General features: G+C 69.5%; 18 protein-coding genes. 11 read left to right on the top strand and 7 right to left on the bottom strand.

All coding sequences use genetic code 11. The features are described 5' to 3' along the window. Positions 1-62: 62 nt before the first annotated feature. Complete coding sequence (locus AB0M83_RS37900; RefSeq protein WP_364524826.1) at positions 63-500, top strand: L,D-transpeptidase; 438 nt, start codon at positions 63-65, stop codon at positions 498-500. Here the strand turns inward: AB0M83_RS37900 and AB0M83_RS37895 are convergent. Both AB0M83_RS37895 and AB0M83_RS37890 read right to left on the bottom strand, forming a co-directional pair. Next, on the bottom strand, positions 455-910 hold the full coding sequence (locus tag AB0M83_RS37895) for a hypothetical protein (RefSeq protein WP_364524824.1): 456 nt from the start codon (positions 908-910) through the stop codon (positions 455-457). The two genes, AB0M83_RS37900 and AB0M83_RS37895, sit on opposite strands and share 46 nt — an antisense overlap. A 170-nt stretch (positions 911-1080) precedes the next feature. Continuing rightward, the gene (locus AB0M83_RS37890) at positions 1081-1515 is read right to left on the bottom strand and encodes a hypothetical protein (protein ID WP_364524822.1); all 435 of its coding nucleotides are present in this window, start codon (positions 1513-1515) and stop codon (positions 1081-1083) included. A 111-nt stretch (positions 1516-1626) separates the two neighbouring features. Between AB0M83_RS37890 and AB0M83_RS37885 the strand changes: the two genes are divergently transcribed. Next, positions 1627-2988, top strand: coding sequence for an NAD-dependent succinate-semialdehyde dehydrogenase (locus tag AB0M83_RS37885; protein ID WP_364524820.1), 1362 nt, complete (start codon positions 1627-1629; stop codon positions 2986-2988). 38 nt (positions 2989-3026) lie between these two features. Here the strand turns inward: AB0M83_RS37885 and AB0M83_RS37880 are convergent, their stop codons facing one another. From AB0M83_RS37880 to AB0M83_RS37870, 3 genes are all read right to left on the bottom strand, one after another. Next, complete coding sequence (locus AB0M83_RS37880; RefSeq protein ID WP_364524880.1) at positions 3027-3245, bottom strand: tyrosine-type recombinase/integrase; 219 nt, start codon at positions 3243-3245, stop codon at positions 3027-3029. 148 nt (positions 3246-3393) lie between these two features. Next, positions 3394-4800 (bottom strand): PIN domain-containing protein, encoded by a 1407-nt coding sequence (locus AB0M83_RS37875; protein ID WP_364524818.1) that lies wholly within the window; start codon positions 4798-4800, stop codon positions 3394-3396. A gap of 653 nt (positions 4801-5453) precedes the next feature. Next, positions 5454-6740 (bottom strand): ABC transporter substrate-binding protein, encoded by a 1287-nt coding sequence (locus tag AB0M83_RS37870; protein WP_364524816.1) that lies wholly within the window; start codon positions 6738-6740, stop codon positions 5454-5456. Positions 6741-6831: 91 nt separating this feature from the next. Between AB0M83_RS37870 and AB0M83_RS37865 the strand changes: the two genes are divergently transcribed. Together AB0M83_RS37865 and AB0M83_RS37860 are read left to right on the top strand one after the other, a co-directional pair. Continuing rightward, positions 6832-7890, top strand: a complete 1059-nt coding sequence (locus tag AB0M83_RS37865; protein ID WP_364524814.1) for a LacI family DNA-binding transcriptional regulator — start codon at positions 6832-6834, stop codon at positions 7888-7890. Positions 7891-7992: 102 nt separating this feature from the next. Further along, the gene (locus AB0M83_RS37860) at positions 7993-8364 is read left to right on the top strand and encodes a DUF742 domain-containing protein (RefSeq protein ID WP_364524812.1); all 372 of its coding nucleotides are present in this window, start codon (positions 7993-7995) and stop codon (positions 8362-8364) included. On the opposite strand, the gene AB0M83_RS37855 is transcribed toward AB0M83_RS37860, so the two are convergent. Continuing rightward, positions 8351-9181, bottom strand: a complete 831-nt coding sequence (locus tag AB0M83_RS37855; RefSeq protein WP_364524809.1) for an alpha/beta hydrolase — start codon at positions 9179-9181, stop codon at positions 8351-8353. The genes AB0M83_RS37860 and AB0M83_RS37855 overlap by 14 nt on opposite strands. Positions 9182-9244: 63 nt before the next feature. After that, positions 9245-9850, bottom strand: coding sequence for a TetR/AcrR family transcriptional regulator (locus AB0M83_RS37850; RefSeq protein WP_364524807.1), 606 nt, complete (start codon positions 9848-9850; stop codon positions 9245-9247). Positions 9851-9882: 32 nt separating this feature from the next. On the opposite strand from AB0M83_RS37850, the gene AB0M83_RS37845 reads away from it, so the two are divergent. The 7 genes from AB0M83_RS37845 (at position 9883) to AB0M83_RS37815 (ending at position 17699) form a co-directional block, all read left to right on the top strand. Further along, complete coding sequence (locus AB0M83_RS37845; protein ID WP_364524805.1) at positions 9883-10746, top strand: SDR family NAD(P)-dependent oxidoreductase; 864 nt, start codon at positions 9883-9885, stop codon at positions 10744-10746. 105 nt (positions 10747-10851) lie between these two features. Further along, complete coding sequence (locus AB0M83_RS37840; RefSeq protein ID WP_364524803.1) at positions 10852-12177, top strand: cytosine permease; 1326 nt, start codon at positions 10852-10854, stop codon at positions 12175-12177. A 20-nt stretch (positions 12178-12197) separates the two neighbouring features. Next, complete coding sequence (locus tag AB0M83_RS37835; RefSeq protein WP_364524801.1) at positions 12198-13739, top strand: hydantoinase/oxoprolinase family protein; 1542 nt, start codon at positions 12198-12200, stop codon at positions 13737-13739. After that, positions 13739-14809 (top strand): DUF917 domain-containing protein, encoded by a 1071-nt coding sequence (locus AB0M83_RS37830; RefSeq protein ID WP_364524799.1) that lies wholly within the window; start codon positions 13739-13741, stop codon positions 14807-14809. The genes AB0M83_RS37835 and AB0M83_RS37830 overlap by 1 nt, the downstream gene beginning before the upstream one ends. After that, positions 14806-15900 carry a DUF917 domain-containing protein gene (locus AB0M83_RS37825; RefSeq protein ID WP_364524796.1) on the top strand — a complete coding sequence of 365 codons (1095 nt, stop codon included), beginning with the start codon at positions 14806-14808 and terminating at the stop codon, positions 15898-15900. The genes AB0M83_RS37830 and AB0M83_RS37825 overlap by 4 nt, the downstream gene beginning before the upstream one ends. Further along, positions 15897-16607: an SDR family oxidoreductase gene (locus tag AB0M83_RS37820; protein ID WP_364524794.1), complete on the top strand. Its 711-nt coding sequence runs from the start codon at positions 15897-15899 to the stop codon at positions 16605-16607. Before AB0M83_RS37825 ends, AB0M83_RS37820 begins: the two co-directional genes overlap by 4 nt. 21 nt (positions 16608-16628) lie before the next feature. Continuing rightward, entirely contained in the window at positions 16629-17699 is a 1071-nt protein-coding gene (locus AB0M83_RS37815) for a DUF917 domain-containing protein (protein WP_364524792.1), read from the top strand. Positions 17700-17785: the final 86 nt, after the last annotated feature.

The raw sequence follows: 17785 nt of genomic DNA, 5'->3' as shown, positions 1-17785 counted from the left end.
TTCGTTGATCGGAAAACGGGGCATCCTCCTTTCTGTAGCCGAACGACAACGGGAGGCACACGATGAACCGGAGGATGACCGCACTACTGGGCGGGGTCGCCGCGATGGCGGGGACCCTGGCGTTCGCGGGGACGGCCGAAGCGGCATCGACGCCGTGCGACGCCGCCGCGAAGGCCTGTGTCCAGCGCAGTTCGAATACGGCGTGGCTGACGGACGGCGCCGGGAACGTCACCTACGGCGGCGTCCCGATCACCGTCGGGCTGGCGAAGTACCCGACTCCGGTCGGGACGTTCCACGTGCAGTACAAGGACATCGACCACTACAGCAAGCAGTACAACGGGCCGATGCCGTACTCGGTGTTCTTCACGAACACCGGCGTGGCGTTCCACCAGGGCAGCCTGAAGGTGAAGTCGCACGGGTGCGTGCACCTTTCGCACGCGGCAGCGGTGACGTTCTACAACTCGCTGCACCCCGGTGACGTCGTCCAGGTGGTGCCCTGATCCGTCCTGTGTGGACGGTCGAGGAGGGCGCCGGTGACGGCGCCGAAGACCAGGTGGTCCAGGACCTGCGGGGCGCGGGGAAGCGCCCGCACGGCCGGGTAGGCCCGGCCGGCTACGCCCAGGTCCAGCGCCGCGATCACGAGCCCGGCCGCCGCGCCCCGGAGCAGTCCGAGACGGTGGCGGCGGGCGATCGCGGCGAGGACCCCGGTCCAGGCGGCCGAGACGACGACGTGCGCGACCAGCCCGGCGGCGACGCCGGGCCGGTCGCGCCGGCCGGGGAGGAGTGTCCCGGCGGCGCGGGTCGCGGCGAGCAGGTCGCGGCCGGTGAAGAGTGCGTGGGCGGTCGACGGTATGCCGCTGAAGGTTGCGGCGAGGGCTCCGGCTCGGGCGGCACGGCGCGGCGATGTCATGAACGAGTCTTTCACCTCGTGGGACGACATGAACGACCCTTTCATGTCGTCTGCCCGACCGCCGCGGCCGGATTCGAACGTCTTGAATGAGTTATTCAGGTCTTCGGAGGTCTTGAATGACTCATTCAAGACGTTTGGCAGGGCGCCACTCCGGTTGATGGGCGCTAGGGTCAGCCGGCGGCCAGGTAGGCGGCGACGCGGATGCGCAGGCCGCGGACCTGGGGCAAGGCGATCGTGAAGCTCCGCGCCGGCCGGTACCCCGGCCACGGGTCGCCGTGGGTGCACGGTCCGGCGAAGTAGACGAAGCCGTCTTCGTCGTCGTAGCGGCCTGGGGACCAGCGCGTGGCGTCGCCCGCCCGGCGGTCCGGGCACTCCGCTCGCGCCAGCCAGTACGTTTCGTGCTTCATGACGCGCTTGAGCTGGCCGGCGAAGGCCGGCAGCTCGTCTTCGGGCAGGCCGAGACCGCGGCCGCCCCAGACCCGGGGTGCGCGTTCGTACATGCGCCCGGGGCAACCGAACGTGACCGCGCCACCTGCGTAGCGCCGGGTCCAGCTATTCGTTGCCAGGGCGGAGAAAGGGGTTCCGCCGGTGATCTCCAGCGTCATGCGAAAACGATAGTCGATCACGCCGTGCGTGGTACCGCCGCGCGGGTGTCGGTTGTCCGTCCCATGCTGTATACAGTATGCAGTAGGCGACCGTGGGCAGAGGAGACCGCCATGTATTCCGTCACCAACCCCGCCACCGGTGAACTCGTGGAGGAGATCCCGAACGCGACCGACGAGGAGGTCCGCGCCGCGATCGGCCGCGTCCACGGCGGGTTCGCGGCCTGGCGCGCCCGGCCGGTCGGCGAGCGGGCCGCGATCGTGCTGCGCGCGGCGGAGCTGTTCGCCGAACGCGCCGGCGAGCTGGCCGCGGTCATGACCCTCGAAATGGGCAAGCGGATCAACGAGGGCCGCGGCGAGGTCGGCGTCGTCGCCGACATCTTCCGGTACTACGGCGAACGCGGCCCGGATCTGCTGGCCGACGAGCCCCTCCCGATCCGCGGCGGCGAAGCCGTGCTGACGAAGGAGCCGATCGGGGCGCTGCTCGGCGTCATGCCGTGGAACTTCCCGGCCTACCAGGTCGCCCGCTTCGTCGCGCCGAACCTGGTGCTGGGCAACACGATCCTGCTCAAGCACGCGTCGATCTGCCCGCGTTCGGCGGCGGCGATCGAGAGCGTGCTGCGGGACGCCGGCGTGCCCGCGGACGCGTACGTGAACGTGTTCGCGTCGAGCCGCCAGGTCCCGTGGATGCTCGCCGACCCGCGCCTGGTCGGCGTCTCGCTGACCGGCAGCGAACAGGCCGGGATCTCCGTTGCGGCCGAGGCCGGGCGGAACCTCAAGAAGTGCGTCCTGGAGCTGGGCGGGTCCGACCCGCTGATCGTGCTGGACACCGACGACCTGGACGAGACGGTCAAGGTCACCGCGACCGCCCGCATGCGCAACTGCGGCCAGTCGTGCAACGCGCCCAAGCGGATGATCGTGCTGGGCGAGCTCTACGACGAGTTCGTCGACCGGCTGGCCAAGCGCGTCGCGGAGTACTACGTACCGGGCGACCCGGCCGACCCGGCGACGACGCTGCCGCCCCTGGCCTCGATCGCGGCGGCCGACGAGGTGGCGGCCCAGGTCGAGAAGGCGATCCACGAGGGCGCGACACTGCGCGCGGGCGGCCGCCGCGTCCCCGGCCCGGGCGCGTACCTGGAGGCGACGGTGCTCACCGACGTGACGCCGAAGATGGCGGCCTACCACGAGGAGATCTTCGGCCCGGTGGTGCTGGTGTTCCGCGCGGAGACGGAGGAGGAGGCGATCGCGCTGGCCAACGACACGCCGTTCGGCCTGGGTGCGAGCGTGTTCGGCACGGACCGCGAACGGGCGGTGCGGGTGGCCCGGCGGATCGAGGCGGGGATGGTCTACCTGAACAAGTCGGGCGGGTCCGAGGCGGATTTGCCTTTCGGTGGCATCAAGCGGTCGGGCATCGGGCGGGAGCTGGGGCCGCTGGGCATCGAAGAATTCATGAACAAGAAACCGATACGCCTCTGACCTGCTGTTTTGTTGCTTTTTGCCCCGCCAGGCCGTCGTCAGGCCGTCACGGAATCCTGGGCCGTCTGCTGCGGCCGGCGGGGCTTGAACACCCGGTTGGTGGCGGCCCGAGCCCGCTTGTGGCTCGACGGGACGAGGTGGGTGTAGATCCGGAGTGTGTAGCCCGGGTCGTGGTGGCCCAGGTACTCGGCGACTTCCTTGATCGAGACGCCGTTGGCGAGCATCGTCGAGGCGAAGAAGTGCCTCATGGCGTGGATGCCGTCCCGGCGTTCGACGTAGTCGAGGCCCGCGCTCGCGAAGGCCGTTAACGGCCACCTAGGCGGTCGGTGCGTAAGGCGAGTGCCTTGGTTCCTTCACGGGAAGAGTGTGAATATGACGTCGATTTCGGGTTTTCTTGCACCAGGGCTAAAATGGAATGTTCTGCTCGGTGCTATTGCTCGATGTCATGTTGATATCCTCCGTTTTTCGCCCCTTGGGCTTTTCTGAAGTTAGATGCTTGAACTCTTCTGAAGATAGCTCATTTTGGATCTTGCTCATACCGTTGAAGTATGCCCCCCTTGCTTGGATAAGATCGTCGATTATCGATTGAAGCGTTTTCTTGTCGGTCCTAAGCTTGTCTAGTTTGTAGGTAAGTGATTCGCGATATTCGATGGCATCGTAAGCTTCAGTAGTATGCGGCTCCAGTGTTTCCATCTCGCGGTCAAGTCGACCTAGGTTCAAGAGAGTACTATTGAAGTCGGCTTCGATTTGATCGTAGTTTCTATGCGTGGCCGACAATTTGCCGTCAATTTGAGCGAGCCTGGAACGGTACTCGTCCAAGCTTCGTTCAAGATCTCTTATCTGAAGGTATCGCTTCGAGATGGCTCGCCCACGGGCGATGCCGTCAATCTCCTTTGTGCCGGAGGTGACGTACTTCGGTGAGCGATTTTCCGAGGTCATGCGACTTGTATTGGCAACCTCGTCCAGAAGACTTGTGGCGATGTTCGCATCGATACTTTTCCCGATCTTCTCAATGAATGCAACCGGACTGTATGAGTAGAATATCTGACCGGTTTCTCGGGTGAATTCATGTCTCAATTCTGGAAGAGGGCCAATCGTCTCTCCTTGAGACTTCCACCACCAGTCCTCCTTTGCGTCATCGGTTACAAACAAGATGTCAACCTTCGTTGCTGCGGCGTAGCGGAGCATCTCCTTCCATAAGATGAGATCGCCGTACTTGCGGTCGTCGCCTTTTGGTGCATCAAGAAATCCGGGGGGAACCTGGCTTGCATATCTTATTTCGCCCTCCTGGAATATTTCCTTGAGTTTGTCCTCTGTGAATGGATCCCCCACCTTGTCTTGATATAGCATCCCGATGGATTGAAGTAGGCTGTCATTTTGAGGCGATAAACCGTGGGCTTCGAACTTTGAAGAGTACTCTTTCTGGATTTCCGCTTTGAGTTTCTCGATAAAGTTTCCGACCTTTAATTCGATCTTGGTCATGTCAAGAAAGGCGTTCTTCTTGTGTTCTCTCAGCTTGCCATTGAATGAACTAAAGGACTTGTCCAGTGTTCTGAGTATCTCCGCTATTAGATTATTCTGAGTCCTGATGACGTCGACCCTGTTCTCGTGAAACTCTGAAGCGACCTGATAGGGTGTCCAGAGTCGGTCTGCAACGGAATTTAGGATGCTTATGAATTCTTGTCGCAGGTCCGGGGAATATCGATAGAGGTTTAGGAGTGCGTTCGCATCGAATACAACCGTCGCTGACTCCCACAGTCGCTGGTGTTCAGAGTGGGTTAGTGGATAGTTTCCCGAAAAATATGCTCGCAATGATCTTCCAGTTCGTCGGTGTTCTCTGTATATGTAGCGTTGTCGAATTTGGCTCTATGGGATATAGGTGCGCTGCCTGCGACGGGCGCGCACGTCACCACCCGTGCGGCGGGCCCGCCCTCATGTGACACGGAAGGCCTGCCGTTCCGCTTCGGCCACTGGGCGGCCCGCGGAGGGTCGGCTGCGTACGCGCGCCGCCGGGAGATGGTCGATCCATCCGTGCGCATACGCCCAGAGACGCCGCCGAGTCGATCAGTGTTACGACGTTCAGCGCCACGATCGGGTGAACCGATCCCTCGTTGGTGATCGTTAACACCGGCCGACCGGTATCAAGGACGCCCACGGCGTTGCTGCGCGATGGACGCAAGCGTCCACCCTTGACACCGGCCCTCCGGCGCTAACGGCAGGGGGATGAGGAAGACGGGGGAGGGCTGCCACCAGGCCAGACAAGCACACGGGCAGCGAGAAGTCAGGCCGTCTACAGGCCGTCAGATGTCCAGACAGGCCCGGACGCGATCGGACCCAATAGACGCAAAAGAGCAGTTCAGAGGTGGTGCGCCCGAGAACGTCCCCAGGCCCACTGAATAGTTCATGAACAGGAAGTGGTGCGTGGGGGACGGGGCCGAGCGCCGTCCCCGCCCCGGCGGGAATTCCTACGGGATGATGCCCCGCGAGTTCAGCGCGTCCGTCAACCGCTCGCGCAGTTCGCTTGCCGTTGCTTCGACGTCGATCTCCGCCGGGGGTGACAGGACCTTCGAGATCACCGTCGACAGGTTCTGGTAGGCCGGGGTGAGCGGGCGGACCGCCGCGTTCGTCAGGGCCGCCTGGATGTCGCCCTTCATCGGGTACTGGTCGGCCATCGTGGGGTTCGACTGAGGGTCCGCCGGTTTCGCGGGGTCCAACGGCGCGTTGTCGCGGTAAATCGAGGCGATGCTCGGCGGGATGCCGTCGACCAGGGCCTGGTACTTCTGCGAAGTCGCGTTGCGCAGGCACAGCGCCGCTTCGAACGCCTCCGGCTTGTGCTGGGAATACGTGGAAACCGCCAGGTTGAACCCGCCGATCGTGACGCGGCTGGGCTGACCGGCGACCACCGACGGGTAGCGCGTCCACTTGAAGTGGGCCAGGTCCTGCGGCTTCTCCTTGGCGTAGGAGGCATACACGAACGGCCAGTTGAGCTCGGTCGCCGCCTGGCCGCGCTGGAACGCCTGGCGGATGTCGTCCTCCTTCTGGTTCGTCAGCGACGGGTCGGTGATCCCCGCCGTGGTGAGCGTCTTCAACAGCGAAAGCGCGCGCACCGCGCCGTCGTCCATCACCACGGACTTGCCGTCGTCGGAGAGGATGTGGCCGCCCGCGGAGGCGACCAGCGTGTTGTAGAAGACGACCAGCCCTTCGTACTGCGCGCCGGTGAACACCACCTGGTACGGCTTCCCGGCGGCCTTCAGCTGCCGCGCCTGCGTCATGAGCTCGTCGAACGTCTTCGGCGGCGACGGCGTGATCCGGTCGTCGTACCAGAGCAGCTGGACGTTGGTGTTCTTCGTCGCGCCGTAGAGCTTTCCGTTCCACTTGGCGGTCGCGAGCGGCCCGGGCAGCACGTCCTGCGTGGCCGCCGCCGCGCTCGCGCCGGTCCACTCCTGCGCCCAGCCCGCTTCGGCGAACTCCGGGACCCACGTGACGTCGAGGCCGAGCACGTCCAGCGAGGTGTCGCCGGCGGCGAGCCGGCGGACCATCTGCTCGCGCTGGCCGTCCGCGCCGCGCGGCAGCTTGTTGTAGACGATCTTGTAGCGGCCCGCGGCTTCCTGCGTGCACCGGTCGACCACGGTCTGGAGGTGGTCCTCGGGCGAGATGTACAGGTTGATCGTCAGCCCGCCGGCGGAGGAACACGCGCTGAGCGCGGTGGCGGCCAGCAGGGCCGCGCCGGTGAAGGGGAGGAGCTGGCGCATGACGGCCTCCTTGCCGGACAAGCGGCGGATTGCAGGCGCTTGCATCGATGATTAGCCTTGATCAAGGGCACTGTCAATGGCAGGACCTCGGATGGCTGCAAGCGCTTGCAACGAAGGGGCGTCGGGGATGCCGGAGAAGCTCGACGACGTGGCGCGGCTGGCGGGCGTCTCGGCGGCCACCGTGTCACGGGCCCTGCGCGGGGTGCCCGGCGTCGCGGAAAGCACGCGGACGCGGGTGCTCGCGGCCGCCGCGGAGCTCGGGTACGCCATCTCGCCCGCCGCGTCGAGCCTGGCCACGGGTCGGACCGGGACGGTCGGCGTGATCGTGCCCTTCGTCGACCGCTGGTACTTCGCGCGCCTCATCTCCGGCGTCGAGCGGGTCCTGCGCGACGCCGGGATCAGCCTGCTGCTCTACAACCTCGGCGACGAGCCGGGCCGCGCGCGGTTCTTCGCCGGCCTCCCGCTGCGCCGCCGGGTCGACGCCGTGCTGGTGCTTTCCCTGCCGCTGAAGGAGACCGAACGCGAGCTGCTGCGGTCGCTCGACGTCCCGCTCGTCACGATCGGCACCGAGGAACCCGGCGGGGACTCCGTCGGGATCGACGACCACGGGGCGGCGGTGACCGCGATGCGCCACCTCGTCCAGCTGGGCCACCGCGAGATCGCGTTCATCGGCGAGCGCCCGCCGATTCCGCTCGGGTTCACGACGCCGCTGCGGCGCCTGGCCGCCTATCGCGAGGTCTACCACGCGGTGTGCCGCGAGGACGGCCGCGAGCCGGAGCCGGCCTTCGAGACCGGCGGCGGCTTCACCGTCGCGGGCGGGGAAGAGGCGATGGGTACCCTCCTCGGCCTGCCCCGCCGGCCGACCGCGGTGTTCGCCGCGTCGGACGAAATGGCGTTCGGGGCGCTGCGGACGCTGCGCCGGGCCGGGCTGCGGGTGCCGGAGGATGTCTCGGTGCTCGGGTTCGACGATCACGACCTCGCCGACCTGCTCGAGCTGAGCACGGTCGCGCAGCCCGTGGCCGAGCTCGGCGCTTGGGCGGGCGGACTGCTCCTGGCGAGGTTGTCCGGCGGAAAAATCGCGACATCGCCGTCGATTCTCGGGACACGACTAGTCCTTCGCGGCAGTACCGCCCCGCCGTCGGTGCGCTGACCTGCTGATCTTCCGGCGTTGCTCTGTTCGGTCGATTGCGGCCTACTCGATCTTTAGGTCAAATAATCGCCGACAAGGATTAATCGCCGTGAGGAGCTGGCTGTGCACTGGGGGTCCGTGCTCGAAGAAGGCGGGGCGGGGATGGTCCGCCCGTACTTCCGCACCCATGGCCGAACACGCCCGACCCGGGACCTGCCGATCGAGACGCTCGTGTCGATCACCCAGCGCGGGCGGGCCGTCGTGCGGGGGAGCACGCAGGAGGAGACGGAGATCTGCGCGCTGCTCCGGACGTCGCAGTCGGTCGCCGAGGTCGCGGCGCGGCGGCGGATCCCGCTGGGGGTGGCGCGGGTGCTGCTGTCCGACCTGGCGGACCGGGGGATCGTCGCCGTGCACAACACCGCCCGGAAGGGATCGGGGAACCGGCCGAGCCTCGAACTGATGGAGCGCATCCTGCACGGCCTCAGCCGGCTGTGAACTCCCGGAACAGCCTCGCGAACTCCGCCGGCTGATCCAGCGGAACCAGCGTGTAGCTGTCGTCCACCTCGACGAGCTTTCCCTTCGGCAGCAACGCCGTCAGCCGTTCACCGTGCTCCGGGGGCATCACGCGGTCTTCGCGCGCCCACACCACCAGCGCCGGCCGGTCGAAGGCCGGGAGCCGCTCGGCCACGTCCAGCAGGATCCCCGGCGACGCGGCCGCCGCGCGCAGGACGCGAACCGTGTCGCGGCGGATACCCGCTTGCGAGAGCACCGGCCGGATCCAGCGGGCGGACGCCGCGTCACCCCGCTTCGTCAGCCAGCCGAACGCGATCGGCAGCCGGCGGACCGCACGCAGTCGCATCTGCTGCATGAACAGCCCGAACAGGCCCGGCGACAGCTTCCCCGTCAGGAACAGCGTCTTGCCGGTGAGCCCGGGCGGGAAATTGTCGAACGCGTCGCACGAGGCCAGCACCACCCGGCCGATCCGGGGCTCGCCCGCGACCATCAGCAGCTGCACCAGCGCGCCCCCGGTGTCGACGCCGGCGAGCGTGACGTCCCGCAGGTCGAGACGCTCGAGGAATTCCGCCAGCAGAGCGGCGATGCCGGGCAGCGAAAGGTCGGCGCCGGCACGCATCGGCACCCGGTGCGCGCCCAGTGGCAGGGTCGGGACCACGCAGCGGTGGTCGTCCAGGGCGGCGACCGGGCCGTCCCACAGAGAGCCGTCCATCAGCAGGCCGTGGACGAAGACGACGACCGGGCCCGGCCCGCCCGTGTCGGTGTACTCGACGGTTCCCGCGGACAGCTCGACCTGCATCCCGGCCTCCCAGTGAAGTCCCCCGAGCAGAAGTGAACCACGTGGTTCGCAAACTGTCGAGGATCAGGGAGCCGCTTCCTCCCGTTCGACCGCGCGCAGCAACGCCGCGAACCCGGCCTCGGCGCCGGAGCCGTCGTCGCTGGTCAGCAGGTCGACGAGGAATCCGCGCAGGGTCGCGAGGAGCATCGAAGCGACCTCGAACTTCCGCTGCTCCGGCCAGCCGGGCGGGCAGAACGACACCAGCGTCGGCAGGTACTGCTGAGACGCGCCACGGCCGAGCGCGGCGTACCGGCCCGGGTCGTACATCGCCAGGCCCATCGCCTGGTCGAGGACGCGCCGCAGCTCCGACTCCTCGTCGCGGAGGCTCTCCCAGGCGGCGCGGACGCGGCCGGCCAGTGTCGACGACGAGGCGGCGACCGCGGTCAGCGCGTTGCCGATCCGTCGTTCCCGCAACGCGAAGACCACCTGCCGCAGCAGGTCTTCGACGCCGTCGAAGTGGTAGAGCAGCACCTTGTGCGTCGTCCCGGCCGACCGCGCCGCACGGCGCAGCGAGAAGTCGACGAGACCGTTCTCGGCGACGTCGTCGGTGATCTTCGCCAGCAGCTCCCGGCGCCGGGCCTCGCCGCGGGCCGAGCCGGCCGACCGCCGGTAGCCGGTAGCGTTGTCCATGGCGGACAGCTTGGCACGGGGAGGGGACGCCGATGCGGGTGCTGGTGACCGGGGGCAACGCCGGGATCGGCTACTTCACCGCCGAGCAGCTGGCCTCCGCGGGCGCGGAGGTGGTGATCGGCAGCCGCGACCCGGCGAAGGCCGAGACGGCGGCCGCGGCGATCCGCTCGCAGGTCGCCGGCGCGAAACTCGAGCACGTCCCGCTCGACCTCGCCGACCTGGCCTCGCTCGAAGCGGTCGACCCCGGCGAGCTCGACGCCGTCGTCTGCAACGCCGGGGTGATGCTGGACCACCCGCCGCGGCGCGAAACTCCCAGCGGCCACGAGCTGATGTTCGGCACCAACCACCTCGGCCACTTCGCGCTGATCGCCCGCCTGATGCCGCGGCTGGCGCCGGACGCGCGCATCGTCACCACCGGCAGCTTCGCGGCGAAGTCCGCGAGCCTCGACTTCGCCGACCTCCAGAGCGAGCGCGACTACCAGCCGAAGCGCGCCTACGAACGGTCCAAGCTGGCGCAGATGCTCTTCGCCTTCGAACTCGACCGGCGGCTGCGCGCAGCGGGTTCGAAGCGGCTGAGCGTGGTGGCCCACCCCGGCGGCGCGCTCGACTCGCTGACGCCGTCACGCCCGCCGGTGCACGTCCGCACCGGCGGCCAGTGGCTGCGCGGCCGGCCCGCGAGCCTGCTGCTGCAGGGCAAGGACGCCGGCGCGCGGCCCGCCGTCCGCGCGGTGCTCGGCCCGGACGTCACCGGCGGGCAGCTGTGGGGCCCGCGCGTGTTCGGCCTGCGCGGCCGTCCCCGCCTCGAAGAGCGCTGGGCGAACCTGACCGACGACGCCGCCGCCGGGCGCCTGTGGGCGGAAAGTGCCACGCTGACCGGGCTGGACCCCCTGGGCTGAATGCACAGTCGTCAGGCAGGGACTGTGCACATCGCACGGTGACGCCGCCGGGACCGCTGCCTACGGTGCGGGGAACTGTTTCCCTTCCCGGATAAGGAGGTCGGCGTGGCCTCAACAGTCGGTGTCGATGACTATGCCCTCACCAGAGTGTCGGACCACGCCCGGTACTCGTGGTGGTCGGTCGCCGTCCAGCGGTTCGGCCAGGTGTCCGCGCTGTCCCAGTTCCTGCTCGGAGCCACCGTCGGCTTCGGGATGAGCTTCTGGAACGCGGTCCTGGCCTTCACGCTCGGCTCGGTCATCCTGGAGCTCATCACGATCCTCGTCGGCGTCATCGGCGTCCGCGAAGGTCTGTCCACGTCCATGATCGCCCGCTGGACCGGCTTCGGCCGCGGTGGCTCGGCGCTCATCGGGCTCGCCATCGGGATCAGCCTCATCGGCTGGTTCGGCATCCAGTCCGCGGTCTCCGCCCAAGGTCTCGTCGCGCTCATCGGCGGCCTGCCGGAGTGGGGCTGGGCGCTGCTGTTCGGCCTGCTCGTCACCGCGATCGTGGTGCGGGGCTTCCACTCCATGGCCTGGACGGCGTACCTGACCGTGCCGGCGTTCCTGATCCTGGTCGGCTGGTCGATCATCTCCGAGCTGACCCGCCACGACCTCGGTGCGCTCGTCTCGTCGGCCCCGCCCGGCCCGTCGCTGAGCCTGCTGCAGGGCACCACGCTGGTCGCCGGCGGCTTCATCGTCGGCGCCGTGATCACGCCCGACATGACCCGCTTCAACCGGTCCACTTCGGACGTCGTCAAGCAGACGCTCGTCGGGATCACGCTCGGCGAGTACGTCATCGGCCTGTCCGGCGTCCTGCTCGCGCACGCCGTCGGCAGCGCCGGCATCACCACCATCGTGACGTCGTCGGTCGGCTGGGTCGGGCTGCTGATCGTCATCGCCGGCACGATCAAGATCAACGACTGGAACCTGTACTCCTCGGGCCTCGGCGTCGTGAACTTCATCGGCACGGTGTCCGGCCGCAAGGCCCACCGCGGGCTCGTCACGGCGGTGCTCGGCCTGGCCGGCAGCGTGCTCGCCGCGGCCGGGATCCTGGCGAAGTTCACCGACTTCCTCACCGTGCTGGGCGTCGCGTTCCCGCCGATCGCCGGGATCATGGTCGCGGAGTACTTCGTCGTGAAGAAGTGGCGCGGTGACCTGGAATCCGCCCGCGCCCGCGGCACGGTGCCCGAAGACGCCCCGGTGTGGGTGCCCGCGACGCTCGTCGTCTGGGTCGCCGCCGCGCTCTTCGGCGAGTTCGTCGAGTGGGGCCTGCCGAGCATCAACTCGCTCGTCGTGGCCTTCGTCCTGTACGTCGTCGCCGGGAAGCTCGGCCTGGTGCGGGGGATCGGCAGCAGCCGGACCGCCGACGCCCAGCCCGCTCCCGTCGTCTGAGTCCTCCAAGGAGAATCTTCGTGCGCATCGGCATCGACGTCGGCGGCACCAACACCGACGCTGTCCTGCTCGACGGCCGTCAGGTGCTCGCCTCGGTCAAAACCAGCACCACCGCGGACGTCACCTCGGGCATCGTCGCCGCGATCGACGGCCTGCAGCGGCAACGCGCGTTCGACCCGGCGGCGGTGCGGGCGGTGATGATCGGCACCACGCACTTCATCAACGCCCTCGTCGAGGCCCACCGGCTCGCGCCGACCGCGGCCGTGCGGCTGAGCCTGCCGGCCGGGGCGTCGCTGCCGCCGATGGTCGACTGGCCGCAGCGGCTCGTCGACGCGGTGTCGGGGCGCAGCTACCTGGTCCACGGTGGACACGAGTTCGACGGCCGCCACATCGCGGAGCTCGACGAGAGCGAGCTGCGCAAGGCCGCCGACGACATGGGGGAAGCCGGGGTGCGCAGCGTCGCGATCACCTCGGTCTTCTCCCCGGTCAACGCCGAGTTCGAGGCCCGCGCGGCCGAGATCATCGGCGCGCAGCTGCCGGACGTCGCGATCTCGCTGTCCCACGAGATCGGCCGGATCGGCTTGCTGGAGCGGGAAAACGCGACGGTGATCAACGCGGCGCTGCGCGAGCTGGCCGCGCACATCGTCGACGGGCTGTCCGCGTCGGTCACCGGCGCGGGCATCACCGCGCCGCTGTACCTGAGCCAGAACGACGGCACGCTGATGGACGTCGACTTCGCCCGCCGGTACCCGGTGGCCACCTTCGCGTCCGGGCCGACGAACTCGATGCGCGGCGCGGCCGTGCTGTCCGGTTTGGACACCTGCGCGGTGGTCGACGTCGGCGGCACGACTTCGGACGTCGGTGTGCTGCGGCAAGGGTTCCCGCGCGAGGCGACCACGGACGTCAGCGTCGCGGGCATCCGCACCAACTTCCGGATGCCGGACGTCCTCTCGATCGGCATCGGCGGCGGCAGCCGGGTGCGCGGGAACGTCACGGTGGGCCCGGATTCGGTCGGCTACGAACTGACGTCGAAGGCGCTGGTCTTCGGCGGGGACACGCTCACCGCGACCGACATCGCGGTCGCGGCGGGCCGAGCCGACATCGGGGACGCCTCACTGGTCGCCCACCTCGACCGCGGGCTGGTCCGGGCGGCGCTGGACAAGATCGCCGCCGACGTGTCCGATGTGGTCGAACGGATGCGGACGTCCGCGGAGCCGCTGCCGGTGGTGGCGGTCGGCGGCGGTTCGGTGCTGCTGCCGGACGAGCTGGCCGGGTGCGGCGAGGTGCACCGGCCGGAGAACTACGCCGTGGCCAACGCGATCGGCGCGGCCATCGCCCAGATCGGCGGTGAGGTCGACCGCGTCTACGTGATCGAGCCCGGCCGTCGCGAGGCCGTCGTCGAGGAGGCGAAGCAGGAGGCCATCGATCGCGCGGTCGCCGCCGGTGCGTCGCCGGCGTCGGTCGGCATCGTCGACTTCGACGAGGTGCCCATCCCGTACCTGCCCGGCAACGCCACGCGCATCCGCGCCAAGGCCGTCGGCGACCTGCAGCTGGGGGCGTGATGCGCGAGATCACCGAGAACGACCTGCACGACATCGCGCGCGGCGCGGCGATCCTCGGCACCGGGGGCGGGGGAGACCCGTACATCGGGCGGCTGCTCGCGCTGTCCGCGGTCCGCTCGCACGGGCCGGTGCCGCTGGTGCCCCTGGCGGAGGTGCCGGACGACGCCGTCGTGCTGCCGGTCGCGATGATGGGCGCGCCGACGGTGATGGTCGAGAAACTGCCGTCGGCGGAGCAGGTGGGGCTGGCCGCGCGCACGCTCGCCGGCTACCTCGGCAAGGAGCTGACGCACATCGCGTGCGCCGAGGCCGGCGGGGTCAACTCGCTGATCCCGGTCGTCGCGGCCGCGCAGCTCGGGTTGCCGCTGGTCGACGCCGACGGCATGGGCCGCGCGTTCCCCGAGCTGCAAATGGTTTTGCCGACTTTGTACGGCATCCGCGCGACTCCGATGTCCATCGCGGACGAAAAGGGCAACCGCGGGGTACTGGACACAGTGGACAACCGCTGGGCCGAGCGGCTGGCCCGCTCGGCGACCATCGACATGGGCTGTTCGGCCATGATCAGCAACTACGCGATGTCCGGGTCCCAGGCGCGGGAGTCGCTGGTGCCCGGCACGCTCAGCCTCTGCGCCGAGCTGGGCGCGCTGGTCCGGGCGGCGCGTGAGGAGCACGCCGATCCGGTCGCGCGGGTCGTTTCCCGCTTGGGTGGCCGCCGGCTGTTCACCGGCAAGGTCGTCGACGTCGCGCGGCGGACGGTCACCGGCTTCGCCCGCGGCGAGGCCCGGCTGTCCGGAATGGACGGTGACACCGGCGCCGAGCTGGTGCTGCGGTTCCAGAACGAGCACCTGGTGGCCGAGCGCGACGGCGTCGTCGAGGCGTCAGTCCCCGACCTGATCTGCACGCTGGAGCGGGAGACCGGGGAAGCCGTCACGACCGAAGGCCTGCGCTTCGGCCAGCGCGTCACGGTCATCGCCGCACCCGCCGACCCGCGCTGGCACACGCCGGAGGGCATCGCGCTCGCCGGGCCGCGGTACTTCGGCTACGACATCGACCCGATCGGGGTGACCGGGTGAGCTGGACCCTGACCGAGGCCGACCTGCCCGACCTCGCCCGCGGCGCCGCCGTGCTCGGCACCGGCGGGGGCGGCGACCCGTACGTCGGGCGGCTGCTCGTGCGCGAGGCGATCCGCGAGCACGGGCCGATCACGATCCTGGACCCGTCCGAAGTGGACGACGACGCGCTGGTGATCCCGACCGCGCAGATGGGCGCGCCGACCGTGGTGCACGAGAAGCTGCCCAACGGCGCCGAACCCGTGCTGGCGCTGCGGACGCTGGAGAAGCACCTCGGCCGGCGCGCGGACGCGACGATGCCGATCGAGTGCGGCGGCATCAACTCGATGATCCCGCTGATCGTCGGTGCCCGGCTCGGGCTGCCCGTCGTCGACGCCGACGGGATGGGCCGGGCCTTCCCCGAGCTGCAGATGGAGACGTTCGGCGTCTACGGCGTCACGGGGTCGCCGATGGCGATCGGCGGTGAACGCGGCGAGACGACGGTGATCGACACCGGCGCGGACAACAAGCGGATGGAGTGGCTGGCCCGTGGCGTCACCATCCGGCTCGGCGGCGTCGCGCACATCGCCGAGTACGCGATGAGCGGCGCCGACGTCAAGCGGACCGCCGTGCCGCAAACGCTTTCGCTGGCCTTGACGGTGGGCCGGACGATCCGGTTCGCGCGTGAACGCAACGAGGACCCGGTCGACCGGCTGGCCACGGCGTTGCGCTCGACGCCGTACCAGCACCTGCGCGTGCTGTTCCGCGGCAAGGTGTCCGATGTGGAGCGCCGGACGGAGGCAGGCTTCGCCCGCGGACGCGCTGCGGCGGTGTCGTTCGACGGCTCGAACAAGCTGGAGATCCTGTTCCAGAACGAGAACCTGCTGGCCACTGTGGACGGTTCCGTGCGGTGCGTGGTGCCCGACCTGATCTGCGTGCTGGAGGCCGCGACGGCCGAGCCGATCACCACCGAGACGCTGCGGTACGGCCAGCGCGTCACCGTCGTCGGCATCTCGACCCCGCCGCTGATGCGCACGCCGGAGGCACTGGACACCTTCGGGCCGGGCGCTTTCGGGCTGCCGCACGACTTCGTCCCCGTGGAGGAGATCGGATGAGCTTGGCCGGGAAGCACGTCGTGATCATCGGTGGCGGTTCCGGCATCGGGCTGGAAGTGGCCCGGCACTCGGCCGCCGCGGGTGCTTCGGTCCACCTCGGCGGGCGGACGCCGGAGAAGCTGGCGACGGCGGCGAAGGAGGTGGGCGGCACCTGGCAGGTGGTCGACAGCACCGACCAGGACTCGCTGGCCGCGTTCTTCGGCGCTCTCGACCGTGTCGACCACCTCTTCACACCCGGCGCGTCGTACACGGTCGGGCCGCTGCGGGAGCTGAGCGACTCCGACGCCGCCAGCCCGTTCGTGACGAAGTTCTGGGGCCAGTACCACGCCGTCAAGCACGCGGCGCCGCGGTTGGCTCCCGACGCGTCCATCGTGCTGATGTCCGGGGCGGCGAGCGTCCGGCCGCCGGGTGCGGCACCCGCGTACGTCGCCTGCAACGCGGCGGTCGAAGGGCTCGGCCGCGGGCTCGCGGTCGAGCTGGCCCCGGTCCGGGTGAACGTCGTCGCGCCGGGGACCATCGACGGCAACCTGTGGGCCGGGCGGCCCGCGGACGTGCGGGAGGCGAGCTTCGCGCAGTACCGCGCGGACACGCTGCTGCACCGCGTCGGGAAGGAGTCCGAAGTGGCCGACGCCGTGCTGTACCTGTTCGGCAGCACCTACACGACCGGGTCGACGCTCTACCCCGACGGTGGGTACGCCCTGCGCTGAGCTCGTCTACTGTGGTCAGTCATGCGCATCACCGCTGGTGACGTGGCCGCCCTCGAGCGCGGGGTGGCCCTGCTCGGGTCCGGCGGCGGCGGGGACACCGTGACCGCCGCCGTGCTGCTGCGCCGGTTGCTGTCCGACGGCCGGTCGCTTTTCGTGCGTCCGGCCGGCCAGTTGCCGCCGGACGCGCGGGTCGTGCCGATCGGCGTGGTCGGCGCGACGGCGGCGTTCACCGAGAAGCTGCCCGGCGGCGGCGAGTTCGCGGCCGCGGTGGCCGCCGTCGAACGCTGGACCGGCGAACGCGCCGACGCGCTGATGTCCATCGAAATCGGCGGCCTCAACGGGCTGCTGCCGCTGGTCGTCGCCGAGCAGCTCGGGCTGGGGTACGTCGACGCCGACCTCTCCGGCCGCGGGCTGCCCCGGCTGGACCAGTTCTCGGTGGCGGCGACCGGCCGCGGGGTCGCCCCGGCGGCGCTGGCGGAGCCCGGCGGGCAGGTGGTGGTACTGGCGGCCGGATCCGACGTGGTCATCGAACGCGGCACCCGGGCGTTCCTGGCCGGCTCCGGCGGCTGGGCGGCGTTCGCGCTGGCCCCGATCCCGGCCGGCGAGCTGGCCGGGTGCTCGGTCCCTGGGACGACGAGCGGCGCTTTGGAGCTGGGCCGCCGGGTGCTGGCGGCGGGGGAGAGCCCGCCGCGAGACGCGCTCGAAGCGGCGTTGGCGGGGTCGGTGCTGGCTCGCGGGAGGGTCCTGGAGGTGGCGCGGCACCTCGGCCCGGGGCAGCACGGAAGCCCGGGGTTCGGCCGCGGAAGCGTCACGCTGGCCGACCACCGCGACGGCGCCCTCCTGCGGCTGGAGATGGAGAACGAGTACCTGCTGGCGCTGCGCGACGGGTCACCGGTGGCTTCGACCCCGGACGTGCTGTCGGTGCTGGACCACCGCACGGGGGTGCCGGTGTCCTGCGACGCGATCCGAACGGGAGTGGAGGTCGACGTGGTCCGGCTGGCGGCGGCGCCGTTTTGGCGGGACCCGCGGTGGCTGCCGGTGGTGCGGCCCCGGGCGTACGGCATCGACTGCGACCCGGTGGGGGTGGAGTGAGCCGGCCGCCATCGAGCCTGCGCCGAGCGCCCCAATGTGGCGTTGGTTGCGTCCTGCGCACCCAATGTGGCGTTCGGTGCGTGGGA

The sequence above is a fragment of the Amycolatopsis sp. NPDC051106 genome (assembly GCF_040682775.1).
GTDB lineage: Bacteria > Actinomycetota > Actinomycetes > Mycobacteriales > Pseudonocardiaceae > Amycolatopsis.
This window is presented reverse-complemented; position numbering and strand designations above follow the sequence as displayed.

Coding starts and splice junctions, on each gene's coding strand:
- AB0M83_RS37900 (WP_364524826.1), top strand. CDS start 63: ATGAACCGGAGGATGACCGCACTACTGGGCGGGGTCGCCGCGATGGCG.
- AB0M83_RS37895 (WP_364524824.1), bottom strand. CDS start 910: ATGACATCGCCGCGCCGTGCCGCCCGAGCCGGAGCCCTCGCCGCAACC.
- AB0M83_RS37890 (WP_364524822.1), bottom strand. CDS start 1,515: ATGACGCTGGAGATCACCGGCGGAACCCCTTTCTCCGCCCTGGCAACG.
- AB0M83_RS37885 (WP_364524820.1), top strand. CDS start 1,627: ATGTATTCCGTCACCAACCCCGCCACCGGTGAACTCGTGGAGGAGATC.
- AB0M83_RS37870 (WP_364524816.1), bottom strand. CDS start 6,740: ATGCGCCAGCTCCTCCCCTTCACCGGCGCGGCCCTGCTGGCCGCCACC.
- AB0M83_RS37865 (WP_364524814.1), top strand. CDS start 6,832: ATGGCTGCAAGCGCTTGCAACGAAGGGGCGTCGGGGATGCCGGAGAAG.
- AB0M83_RS37855 (WP_364524809.1), bottom strand. CDS start 9,181: ATGCAGGTCGAGCTGTCCGCGGGAACCGTCGAGTACACCGACACGGGC.
- AB0M83_RS37850 (WP_364524807.1), bottom strand. CDS start 9,850: ATGGACAACGCTACCGGCTACCGGCGGTCGGCCGGCTCGGCCCGCGGC.
- AB0M83_RS37845 (WP_364524805.1), top strand. CDS start 9,883: ATGCGGGTGCTGGTGACCGGGGGCAACGCCGGGATCGGCTACTTCACC.
- AB0M83_RS37830 (WP_364524799.1), top strand. CDS start 13,739: ATGCGCGAGATCACCGAGAACGACCTGCACGACATCGCGCGCGGCGCG.
- AB0M83_RS37820 (WP_364524794.1), top strand. CDS start 15,897: ATGAGCTTGGCCGGGAAGCACGTCGTGATCATCGGTGGCGGTTCCGGC.
- AB0M83_RS37815 (WP_364524792.1), top strand. CDS start 16,629: ATGCGCATCACCGCTGGTGACGTGGCCGCCCTCGAGCGCGGGGTGGCC.